The sequence below is a fragment of the Armatimonadota bacterium genome (assembly GCA_023511795.1).
Lineage (GTDB): Bacteria > Armatimonadota > UBA5829 > DTJY01 > DTJY01 > JAIMAU01.
Window position 1 is genome coordinate 33,239 of record JAIMAU010000010.1, and the last position, 15,272, is coordinate 48,510.

A 15,272-nucleotide genomic window follows, 5' to 3' on the forward strand; every position below is an offset into this window, starting at 1 on the left:
TTTGAATGAGTTTGCATAATTTTCACATACCAATATTTTACTCCAATCGTCTCTTCAGCGAGACGATCTAGCAAGTTGAATTCCTTATACAAAATAGCTATAATACTTATCGAAATATCGGAGGACGTGTGTGCGCGCTGAGATAATCTCAGTCGGAACCGAATTGCTTTTGGGGCAAATCATAGACACGAATGCCCCCTACCTTGGGAGAGTGCTCTCCACTCTGGGAATCGATGTCTACCATCGGACTACCGTTGGTGATAATGCTTCACGGCTTGCGGATGTGCTAAAGACCGCCCTCTCACGAGCAGATCTCGTAATCACGGTCGGCGGTCTAGGGCCTACGATGGACGATCTCACAAAGGAAACCATCGCAGAGGTCCTTGGCGAAAAGCTCGTGTTGGATTTAGATTCTGAGAGGGCAATACGCGAATTTTTCGAGCGCAGAGGAATCAAGCTGGTTGCAAGCAATTTTAAACAAGCACTGAAGCCTGAATCCGGGACTGCCTTGCCGAACTCCGTTGGGACGGCGCCCGGTGTGCTTGTCGAGAAGGAAGGCAAAATTGTGGTTGCTCTTCCAGGTCCCCCAGGTGAGCTCATTCCCATGGTTGAAAACTATGTGGTTCCATATTTGGAACGCAGGCTTTCAGGGGTCCGCTCAGTTATTGAATCTCGTGTGCTTAAAGTATGTGGGATTGGCGAGTCAGCAGCTGAGGAAAAGGTTAAAGACCTGCTTGACAGCGAGAACCCAACGATTGCACCTTACGCAAAAAGCGGCGAGGTTCATTTCAGAATCACAGCCAAAGCAAAGGATCATGAAACTGCAGTACGCATGATCTCTGGGCTCGAGGAAGAGGCTAGGAAGCGGCTAAGCGATTATGTTTATGGGGTAGATGACGAAACTCTTGAGTCGGTAACAGTGCACATGCTAATAAACCGAGGTTTAACACTTGCATTAGCGGAATCATGCACCGGCGGTCTTGTTTCAAACCGAGTAACCAATGTCCCAGGAAGCTCTGAAACGTTCCAAGGTTGTGTGGTAGCATATAGCAACCGGGTGAAGACGGAGCTACTGGGCGTATCCAATGAAATGATTGCCAAGTATGGTGCAGTGAGCTCCGAGGTGGCGCAAGCTATGGCTGAAGGTGCGGCCACTCGGATAGGCGCCGATGTTGCTTTAGGTCTCACGGGTATTGCAGGACCTAGCGGCGGAACTGCGGAAAAACCAGTGGGTCTCGTGTATATTGGGCTCAAAACTCCCGAAGGCACAGAAGTTACCAGGAACATATTCGGGGGCAGTCGTGAAGAGATCAAGCTAAGGGCGTCCACGGCGGCACTTAATCAGCTAAGGATGTACCTGCTGAAGACGCCTTAAGTTGGAAGCCATAGAGAGCAATAAAAGCATAGATAAAAACTCCAGGCAAAACATCAAGGTTAATATTGTGAATTTGTTATTTAGCATTGAAGATGGAAAAGATACGAACGTTCATAGCAGTCCTTCTGCCAGCGGAAGTTCGGTCTCGACTGGCGGAAGTCAAGAAACAGCTAATTGCGACTAAAGCTGACGTTAAATGGGTTTCCGAGGAAAACTTCCATATAACACTTAAGTTCCTCGGCAGTATAGACGCAGCAAAACTCGATGCCGTCACCGATGCGGTGCGAGAAGCCGTAGAATCTATGAATAGGTTTGAAATATTTTTAGAAGGTGCTGGTGCGTTTCCAAGGCCTAGTAGTCCGAGAGTTATCTGGGTTGGTGTCAAAACTGGCAAAGACCAGCTAAAGGAAATCGCGAGGCGCGTCGACACAGCTTTGGAAAAGCTCGGATTTCCACGCGAAGATCGTCCATTCACTGGCCACGTCACGCTGGGCCGGGCTAGAAGTTCCCAAGGCGTGGCCCCGCTTCGAGAAAGTATTGATAAGCTTAGAGACGAGTCCATTGGCACTGTAATGGTGGATTCGGTTGCAGTGATGAGGAGCGATCTTCACCCGACGGGCCCAATCTACACCGCTTTGAGAAAGGTTGAACTTGTAGCATAAGAAGAACTGGCATCCTAACAGATAAGCCGTGGTATTGTGGAAGAGCAGAAATTCGTTGGGAAAAAGGATGGCTTAGTGATTAGATAGCGACTAAAAGATGAGAGGAGATCAAGTGTTGGATAAAGGTAACGGCAAAGAAAAAGAACAAGCGCTCGAACTGGCTTTGAGCCGAATCGAGAAGCAGTTTGGCAAAGGTGCAGTAATGCGGCTGGGGGAGGCGTCGCGGCTGAATGTCTCGACGATTTCTACTGGTGCTTTAGCGCTTGATATTGCTCTTGGCGTAGGCGGCATCCCCAGAGGGAGGATTACCGAGATATATGGCCAAGAGTCGTCAGGTAAGACAACCATCGGCTATCATATCATTGCTGAAGCCCAGAAGGCTGGCGGAATTGCCGCCTTTGTGGACGCTGAGCACGCGGTTGATGCCTCTTATGCGCGGAACCTTGGCGTAGATGTAGACTCGTTGTTGGTATCCCAGCCCGACACTGGCGAAGAGGCCCTCGAAATTATAGACGCGCTTGTCAGAAGTAATGCGGTTGATGTCGTGGTTCTGGATTCTGTTGCCGCGCTTGTGCCCAAGTCTGAAATTGAAGGCGAGATGGGCGATTCTCATGTAGGCCTTCAAGCGAGGCTAATGTCGCAAGCTCTTAGAAAGATTGGCGGTTCTGTCAGTAAGTCAAACACAGCCGCTGTTTTTATCAACCAAGTTCGCGAAAAAATAGGCGTAATGTTCGGTAATCCCGAGACAACTCCAGGTGGGCGCGCTCTAAAGTTCTGGGCATCGGTTCGTTTGGAAGTGCGAAGGGTTGAGACCCTCAAGGTAGGAAACGAAATGACTGGCACTAGGGTGAGGGTTAAAGTAGTGAAAAACAAAGTCGCTCCACCTTTCAGGCAGGCTGAGTTTGACATCATGTTTGGCAAAGGCATCTCGAGGTCGGGAGGAGTTATTGACATCGGCACAGAACTAGGATTTATAAGCAAAACCGGCACTTGGTTCACATACGGCGATATAAGACTTGGCCAGGGGCGTGAGAACGCAAAACAATATCTGGAAGAGCACCCCGAACTGATAGATGAATTGGAAGCCAAAATACGCGAAGAGGCCGTCGGAAAGGTGTTTCTTGCTCCGGCGGCCGCTATTGAGGATTAGCGGGAATCCTTATAATTTGAGGCAATTGGACTTCAATTTAGCCCGCAAAACATTGCTTTTCTACGTGAACTAGGTAGAAGGTTGACCGCACATCAGCATAGAATAACAGCAATAGAGGCACAGGAGAAGCGGCAAAACCGTCGGTCTATTTTCGTTGATGGCAAATTTGTGCTAGCTGTGGACGCGAATGTAGTTGATGACCTTGGTCTTCAAATTGGCCAAGAGATAAGCGAGGAGCGGCTCAGAGAAATCGTCTACGCTGAGCAGTTAACGAAAGCCAAGAAAAAGGCGCTTAATCTACTTGGTTATAGGGCGCGCAGTCGGGCTGAGATTGCGCAAAGCCTTAGGCGAGGTGGGTTCGCCGAAGATATTATTGAGGATGTTCTAGCATACCTTGAGCGGCTTGAACTCGTAAATGATGAGCAGTTTTCCCAAGCGTGGGTGAAGAGCCGGTTGGTCGGCAAAGGTATGGGAAAACAGCGAATCAAATGGGAACTCAAGCAAAAAGGTGTGCCAAACAACGTGGCAGAGGATGCTCTGTCTGAAATTGATGAGGAGACAGAATACCAAACAGCGCTTGATTCCGCAAAGCGCCGCTGGGCCAAATATAAAGATGCGGAGGTTAATACCAAACGGCGCAAATTGGCATCATTCCTGCGAAGGCAGGGCTTCGGTTGGGAGGTTATATCGCAAGTATTGGGCGAACTTTCCACCGATAACGACGAGGAATAGGTCCATCGAATGTTGTGCGATGGCTAAGATTCAAACATGAAGATGCTTTATGGAAAGGGTAAGGGGGAATTTATCTGCATCGCGGAGGCGAACTTTAGCGCCCCCGCGCTAGGTCAGCCGGATTCAAAGGTCCTGTTCGCTCAGCCTCAATCCGACTTTTCGGGGAGAGGAGGCCGACCTTATGAATACATTGTATGCCGTCGGATGCGTCATAGCATCCCTGGCGATTGTCTTGCTGGGATTCGTTTTCTGTGTTCTTCCAGCAAGGCGCAAAGCGGAAGAACAGTTATCGGAAGCTCAGAGGATTAGAGAGCAAGCCGAAAAGGATATCGAGACAAAAAAGAAAGAGATCCTTCTTGAGGCAAAAGATGAAGCCTACAAACTCAGAGCAGAGATCGAAAGGGAAAATCGCGAAAAGCGAGCTGAAATACAGAGGTTAGAGCGAAGGCTGACGCAGAAAGAAGAATCCCTGGATCGCAGGTTGGATAACCTGGAGAAAAGGGAGAAAGCATTAAGTGTAAGGGAACAAGAAAACGCCAAAATAAGAGAAGAGTTAAACAGCATTTTGGAAAAACAGCGTGCGGAGCTTCAGCGCATAGCTGGGCTTACTACGGAAGAGGCAAAAAACCTCCTATTAAAAATGGTCGAGGAGGAGTCTCGTCATGAGGCCGCCAAGCTGATACGTGACATAGAAGCCCAAGCTCGTGAAGAAGCTGAAAAACGTGCGCGCGATATTATTACGCTTGCAGTTCAGCGCTGTGCAGTTGACCAAACTTCAGAAACGACGGTCTCGGTGGTGCCCCTGCCTAACGATGAGATGAAGGGCAGGATCATTGGCCGTGAAGGAAGAAACATACGAGCATTTGAGACACTCACCGGCGTGGACCTAATCATTGACGACACGCCAGAAGCCGTCGTACTTTCTGCGTTCGATCCAGTTCGCAGAGAAATCGCGCGAATTGCATTAAGTAACCTAATATCGGACGGGCGCATTCACCCAGGGCGAATCGAGGAAACAGTTGCAAAAGCAACAGCTGAGGTCGAGGAGCAAATACGACAAGCAGGTGAGCATGCGGTATTTGAGACAGGTGTTACTGCTCTCGACCCTGAGATTGTGAAGCTACTCGGGAAACTAAAGTTCCGCACAAGTTATGGCCAGAATGTCCTTGACCATTCCATCGAAGTGTCCCATCTTGCAGGTGCAATGGCGGCCGAACTTGGCGCAAACGTGTTGCTTGCTCGACGGGCAGGACTTCTGCACGATTTAGGGAAGGCAGTGGATTTTGAGGTTGAGGGGCCGCATGCGGTCATCAGTGCGGATATCTGCCATCGGTATAATGAGCATCCAGAGGTGGTTCATGCAGTCAAAGCACATCATTCGGATGAAGAACCCGAAACCATTGAGGCTGTTCTTGTATCGGTAGCAGACGCCATCTCAGCGTCAAGGCCTGGCGCTCGGCGTGAAACCCTGGAAACTTATGTTAAGCGTCTACAGAGGCTGGAGACAATTGCGGACTCCTTTGCCGGTGTTGAAAAGACGTATGCTGTGCAGGCGGGGCGGGAAATCCGAGTGCTTGTAAAGCCGCAGGAAATTGACGACCTTGCCGCGGCAAAGCTAGCCCGCGATACTGCTAGGAAAATCGAGGAAGAAATGGAATACCCCGGCCAAATCAAGGTCACCGTTATTCGCGAAACGAGGGCTGTGGAGTATGCCAAGTAAAAGTCTGGAGGCAGCTGCTTGCGGCTTCTGTTTATAGGAGATATAGTGGGAAGGCCGGGACGAGAGGCCGTTTCTCAGTTGCTACCGGCACTAAGAGAAGAATACTCGCCCGATTTCATCGTTGCGAACGGCGAAAATGCGGCAGGAGGTATGGGAATCACCAAGGAAACTGCCGCCGAGGTCTTCCAATCTGGCGTTGATGTTGTAACCCTTGGCAATCACGTTTGGTCAAAAAAGGAAGTCTATACTTATCTCGATGAGGAACAGCGTTTGCTTAGGCCGGCGAACTATCCAGTAGGTGCGCCCGGCCGGGGATGGAACATATACCTGACTAAGAGTGGCATTCGCATTGGAGTTATCAATTTATGCGGAAGAATCTTCATGGAAAACCTTGAAGACCCATTTCGGACAGCGGATGCTATACTTCTTGAGATCGGTCAGCATACGAATTTAATTTTCATTGATTTCCACGCGGAGGTGACATCAGAGAAAAGTGCTCTAGGATGGTACCTTGACGGCCGCGTCACTGGCGTGCTCGGCACGCATACCCATGTCCAGACTGCCGATGAGCGAATTCTGCCAGGGGGAACCGCTTTTATAAGTGACGTTGGAATGACTGGCCCAATAGATTCGGTTATTGGTGTAAAAAAAGAGCTTATTATCTCCAGGTTCATTACGCAAATGCCGACAAAATTTGAGATAGCCGAAGGAAAGGCAATGCTTTCGGCTGTTCTGGTTGAAGCAGACTGCAGTACCGGGCAGGCATTGAGCGTTACGAGAATCCAAAGAAACCAGTCGGCATAGGGAACCGAAGTAGTGCGGTTGGCAGTCGAATACATGGGCGTTTTACTAAAAAACGATTGAGGTGTGAGTTAGTCAAAATGTGGACATTATTGACAAATCGAAGAGTAAGCGCTGTCCTTTTGCTCGGCGTTGTGATTTTCTGCAGAGCATGCACATCTGCGCTAGCTCAGTTTTTCGAAGAAGAAGGTTTGGTGCTCTACAATGGCGACCCAGCAGACCAGGCAGGTTTGAAAATAGGCAGTTGGGGCAGTGGAAAATATGAGGAAAACCCCCGCCTCGCCTTCAGCGGAAGGTTCTCGATAAAGGTTAGCGGACGTAGCCTGTATGATGGTGTTAGGTTGGACTTTCAGGATGCCCCAGACATCACGGCCTATTATAATGACAAGAACGGCTATATCCAGCTTATAGCCAGGTTCCGCGTGCAGGGCGAAGACACTACATATGGCTACAGTAGCACATATGGCACGAGTTCTTCTGCTACCAAACCAATTCGGAGGGTCAGGGTTGCCATGACCCTTAACGGAGAATGGGTGGAGGGCCAAGTGCCCCTCTCAGCATGCCAGGTCGGTGAAGATGGATGGATGCGCATTTCAATTCCATTTGCGGCATTGAAAGCTAATAATGGTTTAAAAGAGGCTAGGTTGAAGCGCTTGGTGATTACTGGTGACGGCAATGAATCTTTCTACATTGGCGCAATCCGGGTAATCACCGACAATTCTGAAATTCAGGTATTCCCCAACGAAGACCAGTACGTCGCGGTTGGAGATGACGTCATGTTCAGGGCTTCTTGTAATCCGGGGGCAGCAGCGGTAAAGTATTCATGGGATTTTGATGCTTCAGATGGTATTCAAGAGGATGCCGTGGGTGAGCTTGTCTATCATAAGTACCGAAAATCTGGTGAATACACGGTTACTCTGACAATATCTGATCTTTTCGGTGTTAAAAAGAGCGTTAGCACCCAATCAAAGGTAACCGTCTACGACTAGGTGATGTGTTGATAGCCACGATTCTTCAAGCAATGCGGCCGCGACAATGGTCGAAAAACCTGTTCGTGTTTGCCGGCCTGCTTTTTACTTTGGATCGCCAGCACCCTGTTTCTGATTACGCTAAGGTCGTGCTGGCTTTTGCCTTGTTCTGCATTTTGTCTGGGAGTGTGTACATAGTAAACGATATCTTAGATGTAGAACGTGACCGGCTGCATGAGAAAAAATCACAGAGGCCCATTGCATCTGGCAGGCTAGCTATTCGAACAGCGTGGATTGTGGCCACGCTCCTCTGCATAGGAAGTTTGATACTCTCCTTCGCACTTGACTTTAGGTTTGGTAGCATTAGCCTTGCGTATCTAGGACTTATAACAGCTTACTCACTTGGGCTAAAAAAGATAGTTATCCTGGACGTTTTAGTAATCGCGGGTGGGTTCGTTCTTCGAGCGGCAGCAGGGGCGGCGGCAATCAGTGTGTCAGTGTCTCCTTGGCTGTTTGTCTGCACAGTGCTTCTTGCCTTATTTCTTGGACTAGCCAAGCGACGGCAGGAGCTTCTAGTTGTCCAAAAAGCACAAGAACATAGGCCAGTGTTGGAGCAGTACTCGATTCCACTTCTCGACCAATTAATCAATATCGTCGCTTCTACAACAATCACGGCTTATGCGTTGTACACCTTTTTCTCGAGAACTGGAGCCGCACATCCCTACATGATGGTCACATTGCCTTTTGTCATATATGGCGTCTTCAGATATCTGTTCCTAATCCACAACAATTCGGGTGCCGAAAGCCCGGAAACATTGGTAATTACAGACAAACCTCTTCTGGTTTGTATTATCCTATGGGCTCTAGCTGCTGGCCTCATAATTGGTTTAGGAAAATAGATAAGCTTATGTAAAATTTTCCTCGTTTATGCCTTGCTTCTGCTTAGAGCTTCTAAATTAGCATCTTTATAAACCTTCATTGCTTGACAAACGAGTAGCAATCCTGTAATATATTGCCATGCAAACGATTTCACAGATAACCTAAAAGTTGCTGTTTTCCAATTGAAAGGAGAAGTACTAATGTCTTTAGTAGATCGCCTATACAAGGCAGTAAAAAAAGACGATAAAGCTGAAGGCGGGGCGCCAGCAGTTTCTACTTACTCCCTTGGGGAGCTCGAAGCACAAATCCTCGATGTAATTTGGGACCTTGAGCCACCCGTCAATAGTACTCAAGTATTCAAGATAATGTATCCTAAACGCGAACTTTCTTACTCTACCATCATGCTTACAATGGCAAAGCTTGCCAAGAAGGGCATACTAACACAAACGAAAACAGGCGATAAGAAGACCGACGCTTTCGTGTACACGCCAAACATCACTCGCGAGCAGATGGGCAAACTGCTCCTAGATGAGGTTTGTCGGAAGGTTCTCGGTAAGCCATTATATAAAGCAGTACGTGACCTCCTCCCTGATTACTCAGAAGAGGAACTCAGGAAAATTGAAACTGCCCTCCGCGATGAGTAATTTCTAGAGCAGCACGGTTTTGCAACCGTGGCTACTTAGATAACTAGAACCAAAGCCATTGACCAATCGGCCATCTGCTAAATAGATGGCCGGTTATTTTTTCTAACCTTTAATTAATTAGCTATTGACAAATTAGTGTTCTACCGATATACTTTTAATGGTAGACAGATGTCTCCTATTTTATCCCAGGAGGGCCAAATGTCCAGAGAATTGTGTCCAAAGAACAACGCTAGAACGCTAATTGGCAAGCGGCAAATGCATCCCGAGGTTATGGAAGTAATCGCCGATGTTTTACTTGCCTGTCATGCTGAGCGGAATCCTGACTGCCCTACTTATACAGAGCGGCAACTCCTCAGGAAGTGTCGCAAGGCGGCTTCCCTGCCTGAAGGGTTTACATATGGTTCCGCCGAGGTAGATTCAGACGAACTATTTAATATCGAAATGTCTTTAGTAAGCCACCATACACGAATGTCCTCGTCTGAGAAGCGTGCTTGGCAATTGTATGCCATTGGTTACAATTTTAAGGAAATTGCAAAACTTATGGGTGTAAGCCAGCCGACCGCTGTTAGATTTGTTCGTTCAGCCGCTCGCAGGGCAGATGCTGATGACTCCAGGTATAAAGGCTTGCGCAGCGTATACCGTCAAGAGACGAGAAAGTATATATATCACAAGCCAAAGCACTGTGATGAACGCCACTGTGAAAAGCTTGGCTACTGCCGATTTGCACTTCGCGGAAAAAGCATTTTCGAAGAAGGCGCACTTTAGATTGCCATTAGAATTGCCTGCGTGCGTTGACACCTTTCTGCTACTCCGTTATAGTTAACCGTAAGGAATTGGAAAGGGATTAGATATGCTAGAGCTTGAGGCTGACGTAATAGTAATTGGTGCTGGCGGCGCAGGATTGAGGGCAGCTGTTGCAGCCAAAGAAGCGGGTGCCGACGTGCTTGTTTTAGAAAAAGGCATTGCTGGCAAGAGTGGGTGCACCCAAAATTCTGCTTCAGACTGGATGGCATATGGAGCAGCATTCGGCCATGCCGACCAGAGGGACAATCCGCACGAACACTGGCTCGATATAATGATAAAGGGCGCATTAGTTGCGCGCCCTGAACTTGCACGCAGGATTGCTTATGAATCACCCCAGAGGCTGCTTGACCTTGAACGATGGGGAGCGTCGTTCGACAAGAAAGATGGCAAGTTTGTGCAAATACTTTCCGACGGCGCACGCTTTCCCAGGGCATGTGGGAAGGGAACAAACACCGGGCCCGAAATCGAGCGTGTTCTGCTAGAAAGAGCACGCGACCTTGGCGTTAGGTTTGTAGAAGGAATTATGACCGCCGACTTAATTATGGCCGGGGAGCAGCCCGGTCGGGTAATTGGGTGTTGGGGAATTACTGAAGGTGGTAGAGAGTTGGCGGTGTTCGGCGCCCCAGCCATCATATTAGCTACAGGTGGCGCGGGCGAGCTGTACTCCTTCAATGTTTTTCCTGAAGACATGACTGGCGATGGCATGGCGATGGCATACAGAGCAGGGGCGGAGCTTGTGAACATGGAATTCATACAAATCGGTCCTTGCATCATCCATCCGTTAAAGTTTGCCCTTTCTGGTGTTTTCTGGCGAATGAACCCTCGTCTTTTAAACGGCAATGGTGAGGAATTCCTGTCGAAACGCATCCCAAAGGGCATTAACATTGGGAATGCACTTACACTAAAAGGAGTTTCATTCCCGTTTAGTGTTCGAAATGAATCCATGTACATAGATATCGCTGTCTACGAGGAGATTGTAACAGGCGTGCCAGGCCTTCATGGTGGAGTTTATCTCGATATCTCGCACAACTCATCAGCCGAAATCGAAACAAGAGCTCGCGTGCCCTTTGAGCATCTTTTGGCACGTGGCATCGACATCAGGAAGGAACCAGTGGAGTTCGCACCGAGCGTTCAGCACTTCAATGGCGGTGTGCTTATTGACGAGCGGGCATCAACCAAGATTAAGGGTCTTTATGCGTGCGGTGAAGTGGCAGGCGGACAGCACGGAGCTGACCGTCCTGGAGGAAATGCGCTTGCAGATTCGCAAGTCTTTGGGGCAATTGCTGGTGCCGAAGCGGCGAATTATGCCATCGGACAGAAAGTTCAGCCAGAATTAGTCAAGGTGATAGTTGAACAGCAAGTTCGATCTTATCAAGCGGTTCCAGTGAATGAGCAGATTGAATGGGAGGCATTGCTCACGTCAATTCAAAGAGCGATGTGGAGAAACGTATCCGTCGTCCGGACAGAGTCGAGATTAGGCATGATGGAGGCCTCAATCAGAGAAGCAAAATCTATTTTAGCCAAAGCCAGGCCGGCTGATATGCGTCGCTATTTTGAGATGCGGAACATAATTGATGTTTGCCATATGATTGTAACGGCTGCCAGGGCGAGAACTGAGAGCCGAGGAACCCACTATCGAGCTGACTATCCTAGAAGAGACGATGGCAACTGGCTTAAACAAATAATTCTAACGCGCGCTGATAAAAAGCCGCATGTCAGCATGGAGAGGATTGAGGTCCCTAACGATATTATCGACGGTCTTCGAACAGGAACATTAGTGATGGATTAGCTTCTACCTTTGTATCCTTATGCCACCTCCTTTTAGAAGATTCTCAACCTCTTCTAGCGTTGCCCAATTGAGGTCGCCGGGAATTGAATGCTTGAGTGCTGAAAATGCTGCACCATAATCCACGCCTTTACGAACATCGCCTGTAAGGTATCCGTATATGAAACCGGCTGTGAACGAGTCTCCTGCACCTACGCGGTCTATTAATTCGCAAGGGTATTTCGCACTTTCATAGAGTTCCCCATGCGAATGTGCAAAGGCAGACCAATTGTTGCGCAAAACTGATAGGTCTTCCCGCAAAGTTATTGCTACAACATCGAACCCAAATTTCTCATGAAGCTTGATAGCGACATCCTGATAGCTGCTCTCTCGTATGCCAAAAACAATACCTGTGTCTTCCTCTGTGGTAATCAAGAGATCAACAAACTCCATCATCGGCACAAGGCAGGCGTTTGCTTCCTCAGGAGTCCACAATTTCTTGCGGTAGTTGACGTCAAAGCTCACCTTTGCACCTGCATCTTTTGCAGCTTTTACAGCCTCCAAGGTTGCTTCTGCACATGACTTGCTCAATGCGGGCGTGATGCCACTTACGTGGAAAATGCTACATCCTTCGAGTGCTTTTTTCCAGTCGACCTCCCCAGGAGCGAGCGTGCTAACCGCCGAGCCTGCGCGGTCATATAGAACGCTCGATGGCCTGGGGCTTGCACCAAACTCTAGGAAATAGATGCCGACCCGCCCTGATTTTGTCCAGACAATGTGCGAAGTATCGACACCTTGCTCGCGTGCCTTGTTGCGCACCAACCTACCAAGCGGATTGTCTGGTAGCTTGCTAACCCAGCTGCTTTTGAGTCCAAGCCGGGCAATACCCACCGCTACGTTTAACTCTCCACCGCCAACCTTTAAGTCGAACGAGTTGGCCTGCTCCAATCTGTGGAAGTCTGGCGGCGAGAGCCTTAGCATTGCCTCACCAAGGGTGACAACATCTGCCATTTATTCTCTCCTTGAAGTGTGAAGTGTTCCCAGCGTATTTAATCCCTAAATTGCTTAACTATTTGCATAAACCTTTGGGCTCGCTCTTTGATTTCTGTGAAATTGCCCTCGTCCATCAATTGTTTGTTAATAAGGTCGCTGCCTACACCTAGAGCAGAGGCGCCGTTCTCAAGGTATGCCTTCGCTGTATCAAGAGTAACGCCGCCAGTTGGTATGAACTTTACCTCAGGAAGTGGCCCACGAAGGTCTTTGAGATATGTTGGCCCCATAACGTTAGCTGGGAAGATTTTTACCATATCTGCTCCAGCTTGCCAGGCGGTAACAACTTCGGTTGGAGTCAGTGCTCCCGGAAATACAGGGGCACCAAGAGACTTAGCTTTGTCAATTACCTCGAGATTTGTGCAAGGACTTACTATAAACTGTGCACCTGCTTGGATTGCATCCTCAGCCATTTCGGGCGTAAGAACCGTGCCTGCACCTAATATTACGTCATCTCCAATATTTGCCGAAAGATGCTTGATAATTTCCAGTGCGTTCGGCACAGTAAATGTAATCTCTATGACGACTACACCGCCTTCCAAGGCTGCCTCGATAGCCTTGAGAATTTTTTCCGCAGATTGTCCTCTTACAATTGCGGCAATTCCGCATTTTATTATCTCATCCAAAATCTGCTGTTTGTTCATCATGTTCGCCTCCATCTCGAAATGTAGCAAACTGAGCCCGAAAAGGTCAAGTGTTTTATCGTTTGTCATACCCAAGGTGGGTAAAATATGGTAGAATATCAGGCGTACGGAAAGTAACCTATTTTAGTTAGGAGAGATTATTATATGAGATCTAGATTTTTTGCTCTAACGTTGCTGTATTTTGCGATGTTAGAAAGCTTGTATGCTGCCGCTAAGCCAGAGTTTCGAGCAGTAGGTGTGCATACGTGGATACCAGGCATGTTAAGCAAAGCTGAGCTCGACGATACAATCCGATGGGCAAAAGATTGCAATATGAATGTGCTAGTTGTTCAAGCGCGCCGAACAGGTGATGCGTTCTATAATTCGGCAATAGAGCCTCGTTCGGCAGATATTAAAGAAAAAGACTTCGACCCAATTGGTTATGCAGTCGAGCAGGGCCACGCAAACAACTTTGAGGTGCATGCTTGGTTTAATGTGTTCCGTGTATGGGGAAGCTCCAAGAACCCTCCATATCCAAATCATGTAATCAACTTGCATCCTGAATGGCTGTGTAAGGATGTCAATGGTAATACAGCGTCGAAGGACGGTCGTTTTCTTGACCCGGGAGTCCCGGAAGTCCGCGAATACACAATTAAAGTGCTTACCGATTTGCTTACCAAATATGATATCGATGGCATTATGTTGGATTTTATTCGCTATCCTGGTCGAGAGTGGGGATACAACGACATTGCTGTGGCTAGATTCAACAAAACGTATGGCAGAACCGGCAAGCCAGCTCCTGAAGACCCCCTTTGGGGACAGTGGCGACGGGACCAGGTTACGCAGATGGTGCGTGACATCTATAAAACTATTCAGAGAGTCAAACCTCATGTAAAATTATGCGCTGCGACAATTCCCTGGGGCGATTGCCCATCCGACTTCAAGAAGACCGACGCTTACGCTTGGGTCTTTCAAGATTGGAGAGGTTGGATGCAGGAAGGCATTCTCGATGCAAATATGCCTATGAATTACAAAGATCCTTCCAAACCCAATCATCACCGAATGTATCTTAACTGGCTTGACGGGATGAAAAGATGGTCATATGGCAGGCATGCTTACACGGAGAACATGGTTTTTTGCAACAACATTGAAGGAGCGATTGAGCAAATCAAGCAGGCGCGGAAGAAAGGAATTTTGGGCGTCTTTGGATTTGCCTTTAGTCAGTCCCAGTGTCGAGAAGCTCTCGGCAAGGCGCTGAAGGAGCATGTCTTTCAGGAGCCTGCTCCTGTTCCCGAGATGCCTTGGAAGCCAAAGGCAAAAAAGCAAGCGGATTCCAAACTTGAAGCTACCAGCAAGTAGCTTGAGGCGCTAAAGTATGGCCGGAATGTTGAGGGGAATTCTGGCGTCGGGTGCGTCAGAGCTGGGGATTCATTTGGATGAGAAACAGCTTGACGCATTTGATATCTTTACGTCTCTTCTTTTGGAATGGAACAAGAAGTTTAATCTCACCCGCATTACGAATCCAGAGGAGATAGCAATAAAGCACCACCTTGATTCTCTCGCGTTGTTAAAATTCGTCGAGATACCTCATAGCTCATCGCTTATAGATGTCGGCACGGGGGCAGGTTTCCCGGGGATACCACTAAAGATAGCATGCCCAGAGCTGAAGCTAAAACTTCTTGACTCTGTTCGGAAAAAGCTTGTTTTCCTTGAAGTTGTTGTCGAGAAAGTAATGCTAAAGGACGTTGAGCTGGTGCATGGGCGTGCGGAAGATATTGGAAGGGTACAATCTTATCGAGAGTGCTTTGATTTTGTTGTTTCGAGAGCTGTTGCACGGTTGAATGTGCTGGCAGAGCTTTGTCTGCCTTTCTGTCGAATTGGCGGCTTATTCGTGGCTTACAAAGGGGCGCATATAGAGGAAGAAGTGGAAGGCGCCCAAAGGGCGATTGGAATTCTCGGTGGCGAAAAACCTATCATAAATGAGCTTGTGATTCCACACAGCGACGTGCGGCGTACACTGGTGATTGTTCGGAAATGCCGAAGCACGCCAGCAGCATATCCAAGAAAAGCTGGCGTGCCCGAACGGAATCCGCTTTAGG

15 protein-coding genes are annotated in these 15,272 nt (G+C 48.3%); 13 read left to right on the forward strand and 2 right to left on the reverse strand.

Features of this window, described 5'->3' with window-relative positions:
- Positions 1-130: 130 nt before the first annotated feature.
- From K6T99_09355 to K6T99_09405, 11 genes are all read left to right on the forward strand, one after another.
- Entirely contained in the window at positions 131-1,375 is a 1,245-nt protein-coding gene (locus tag K6T99_09355) for a competence/damage-inducible protein A (protein ID MCL6520029.1), read from the forward strand.
- A 92-nt stretch (positions 1,376-1,467) separates the two neighbouring features.
- Complete coding sequence (gene thpR / locus K6T99_09360; protein ID MCL6520030.1) at positions 1,468-2,037, forward strand: RNA 2',3'-cyclic phosphodiesterase; 570 nt, start codon at positions 1,468-1,470, stop codon at positions 2,035-2,037.
- A gap of 97 nt (positions 2,038-2,134) precedes the next feature.
- Entirely contained in the window at positions 2,135-3,187 is a 1,053-nt protein-coding gene (recA, locus tag K6T99_09365) for a recombinase RecA (GenBank protein MCL6520031.1), read from the forward strand.
- Positions 3,188-3,268: 81 nt separating this feature from the next.
- Positions 3,269-3,919 (forward strand): RecX family transcriptional regulator, encoded by a 651-nt coding sequence (locus K6T99_09370; GenBank protein ID MCL6520032.1) that lies wholly within the window; start codon positions 3,269-3,271, stop codon positions 3,917-3,919.
- 181 nt (positions 3,920-4,100) lie between these two features.
- Positions 4,101-5,639, forward strand: coding sequence for a ribonuclease Y (gene rny / locus K6T99_09375; GenBank protein ID MCL6520033.1), 1,539 nt, complete (start codon positions 4,101-4,103; stop codon positions 5,637-5,639).
- 18 nt (positions 5,640-5,657) lie between these two features.
- Positions 5,658-6,443: a TIGR00282 family metallophosphoesterase gene (locus K6T99_09380; GenBank protein ID MCL6520034.1), complete on the forward strand. Its 786-nt coding sequence runs from the start codon at positions 5,658-5,660 to the stop codon at positions 6,441-6,443.
- A 77-nt stretch (positions 6,444-6,520) separates the two neighbouring features.
- Positions 6,521-7,429, forward strand: a complete 909-nt coding sequence (locus tag K6T99_09385; GenBank protein MCL6520035.1) for a PKD domain-containing protein — start codon at positions 6,521-6,523, stop codon at positions 7,427-7,429.
- Between the two features lie 5 nt (positions 7,430-7,434).
- On the forward strand, positions 7,435-8,307 hold the full coding sequence (locus tag K6T99_09390; GenBank protein ID MCL6520036.1) for a decaprenyl-phosphate phosphoribosyltransferase: 873 nt from the start codon (positions 7,435-7,437) through the stop codon (positions 8,305-8,307).
- Positions 8,308-8,487: 180 nt separating this feature from the next.
- Positions 8,488-8,931: a BlaI/MecI/CopY family transcriptional regulator gene (locus K6T99_09395; protein ID MCL6520037.1), complete on the forward strand. Its 444-nt coding sequence runs from the start codon at positions 8,488-8,490 to the stop codon at positions 8,929-8,931.
- 198 nt (positions 8,932-9,129) lie between these two features.
- Positions 9,130-9,696, forward strand: coding sequence for a hypothetical protein (locus tag K6T99_09400; protein ID MCL6520038.1), 567 nt, complete (start codon positions 9,130-9,132; stop codon positions 9,694-9,696).
- Between the two features lie 85 nt (positions 9,697-9,781).
- Positions 9,782-11,524 carry an FAD-dependent oxidoreductase gene (locus tag K6T99_09405; protein ID MCL6520039.1) on the forward strand — a complete coding sequence of 581 codons (1,743 nt, stop codon included), beginning with the start codon at positions 9,782-9,784 and terminating at the stop codon, positions 11,522-11,524.
- 3 nt (positions 11,525-11,527) lie between these two features.
- Here K6T99_09405 and K6T99_09410 read toward each other — a convergent pair whose 3' ends face one another.
- Positions 11,528-12,511, reverse strand: a complete 984-nt coding sequence (locus tag K6T99_09410) for a sugar kinase (GenBank protein ID MCL6520040.1) — start codon at positions 12,509-12,511, stop codon at positions 11,528-11,530.
- A 38-nt stretch (positions 12,512-12,549) separates the two neighbouring features.
- Positions 12,550-13,194 carry a bifunctional 4-hydroxy-2-oxoglutarate aldolase/2-dehydro-3-deoxy-phosphogluconate aldolase gene (locus K6T99_09415; protein MCL6520041.1) on the reverse strand — a complete coding sequence of 215 codons (645 nt, stop codon included), beginning with the start codon at positions 13,192-13,194 and terminating at the stop codon, positions 12,550-12,552.
- Positions 13,195-13,338: 144 nt separating this feature from the next.
- Between K6T99_09415 and K6T99_09420 the strand changes: the two genes are divergently transcribed.
- Both K6T99_09420 and rsmG read left to right on the forward strand, forming a co-directional pair.
- On the forward strand, positions 13,339-14,532 hold the full coding sequence (locus K6T99_09420; protein MCL6520042.1) for a family 10 glycosylhydrolase: 1,194 nt from the start codon (positions 13,339-13,341) through the stop codon (positions 14,530-14,532).
- A gap of 16 nt (positions 14,533-14,548) precedes the next feature.
- On the forward strand, positions 14,549-15,271 hold the full coding sequence (gene rsmG / locus K6T99_09425; GenBank protein ID MCL6520043.1) for a 16S rRNA (guanine(527)-N(7))-methyltransferase RsmG: 723 nt from the start codon (positions 14,549-14,551) through the stop codon (positions 15,269-15,271).
- The last annotated feature ends 1 nt before the right edge of the window (position 15,272 follow it).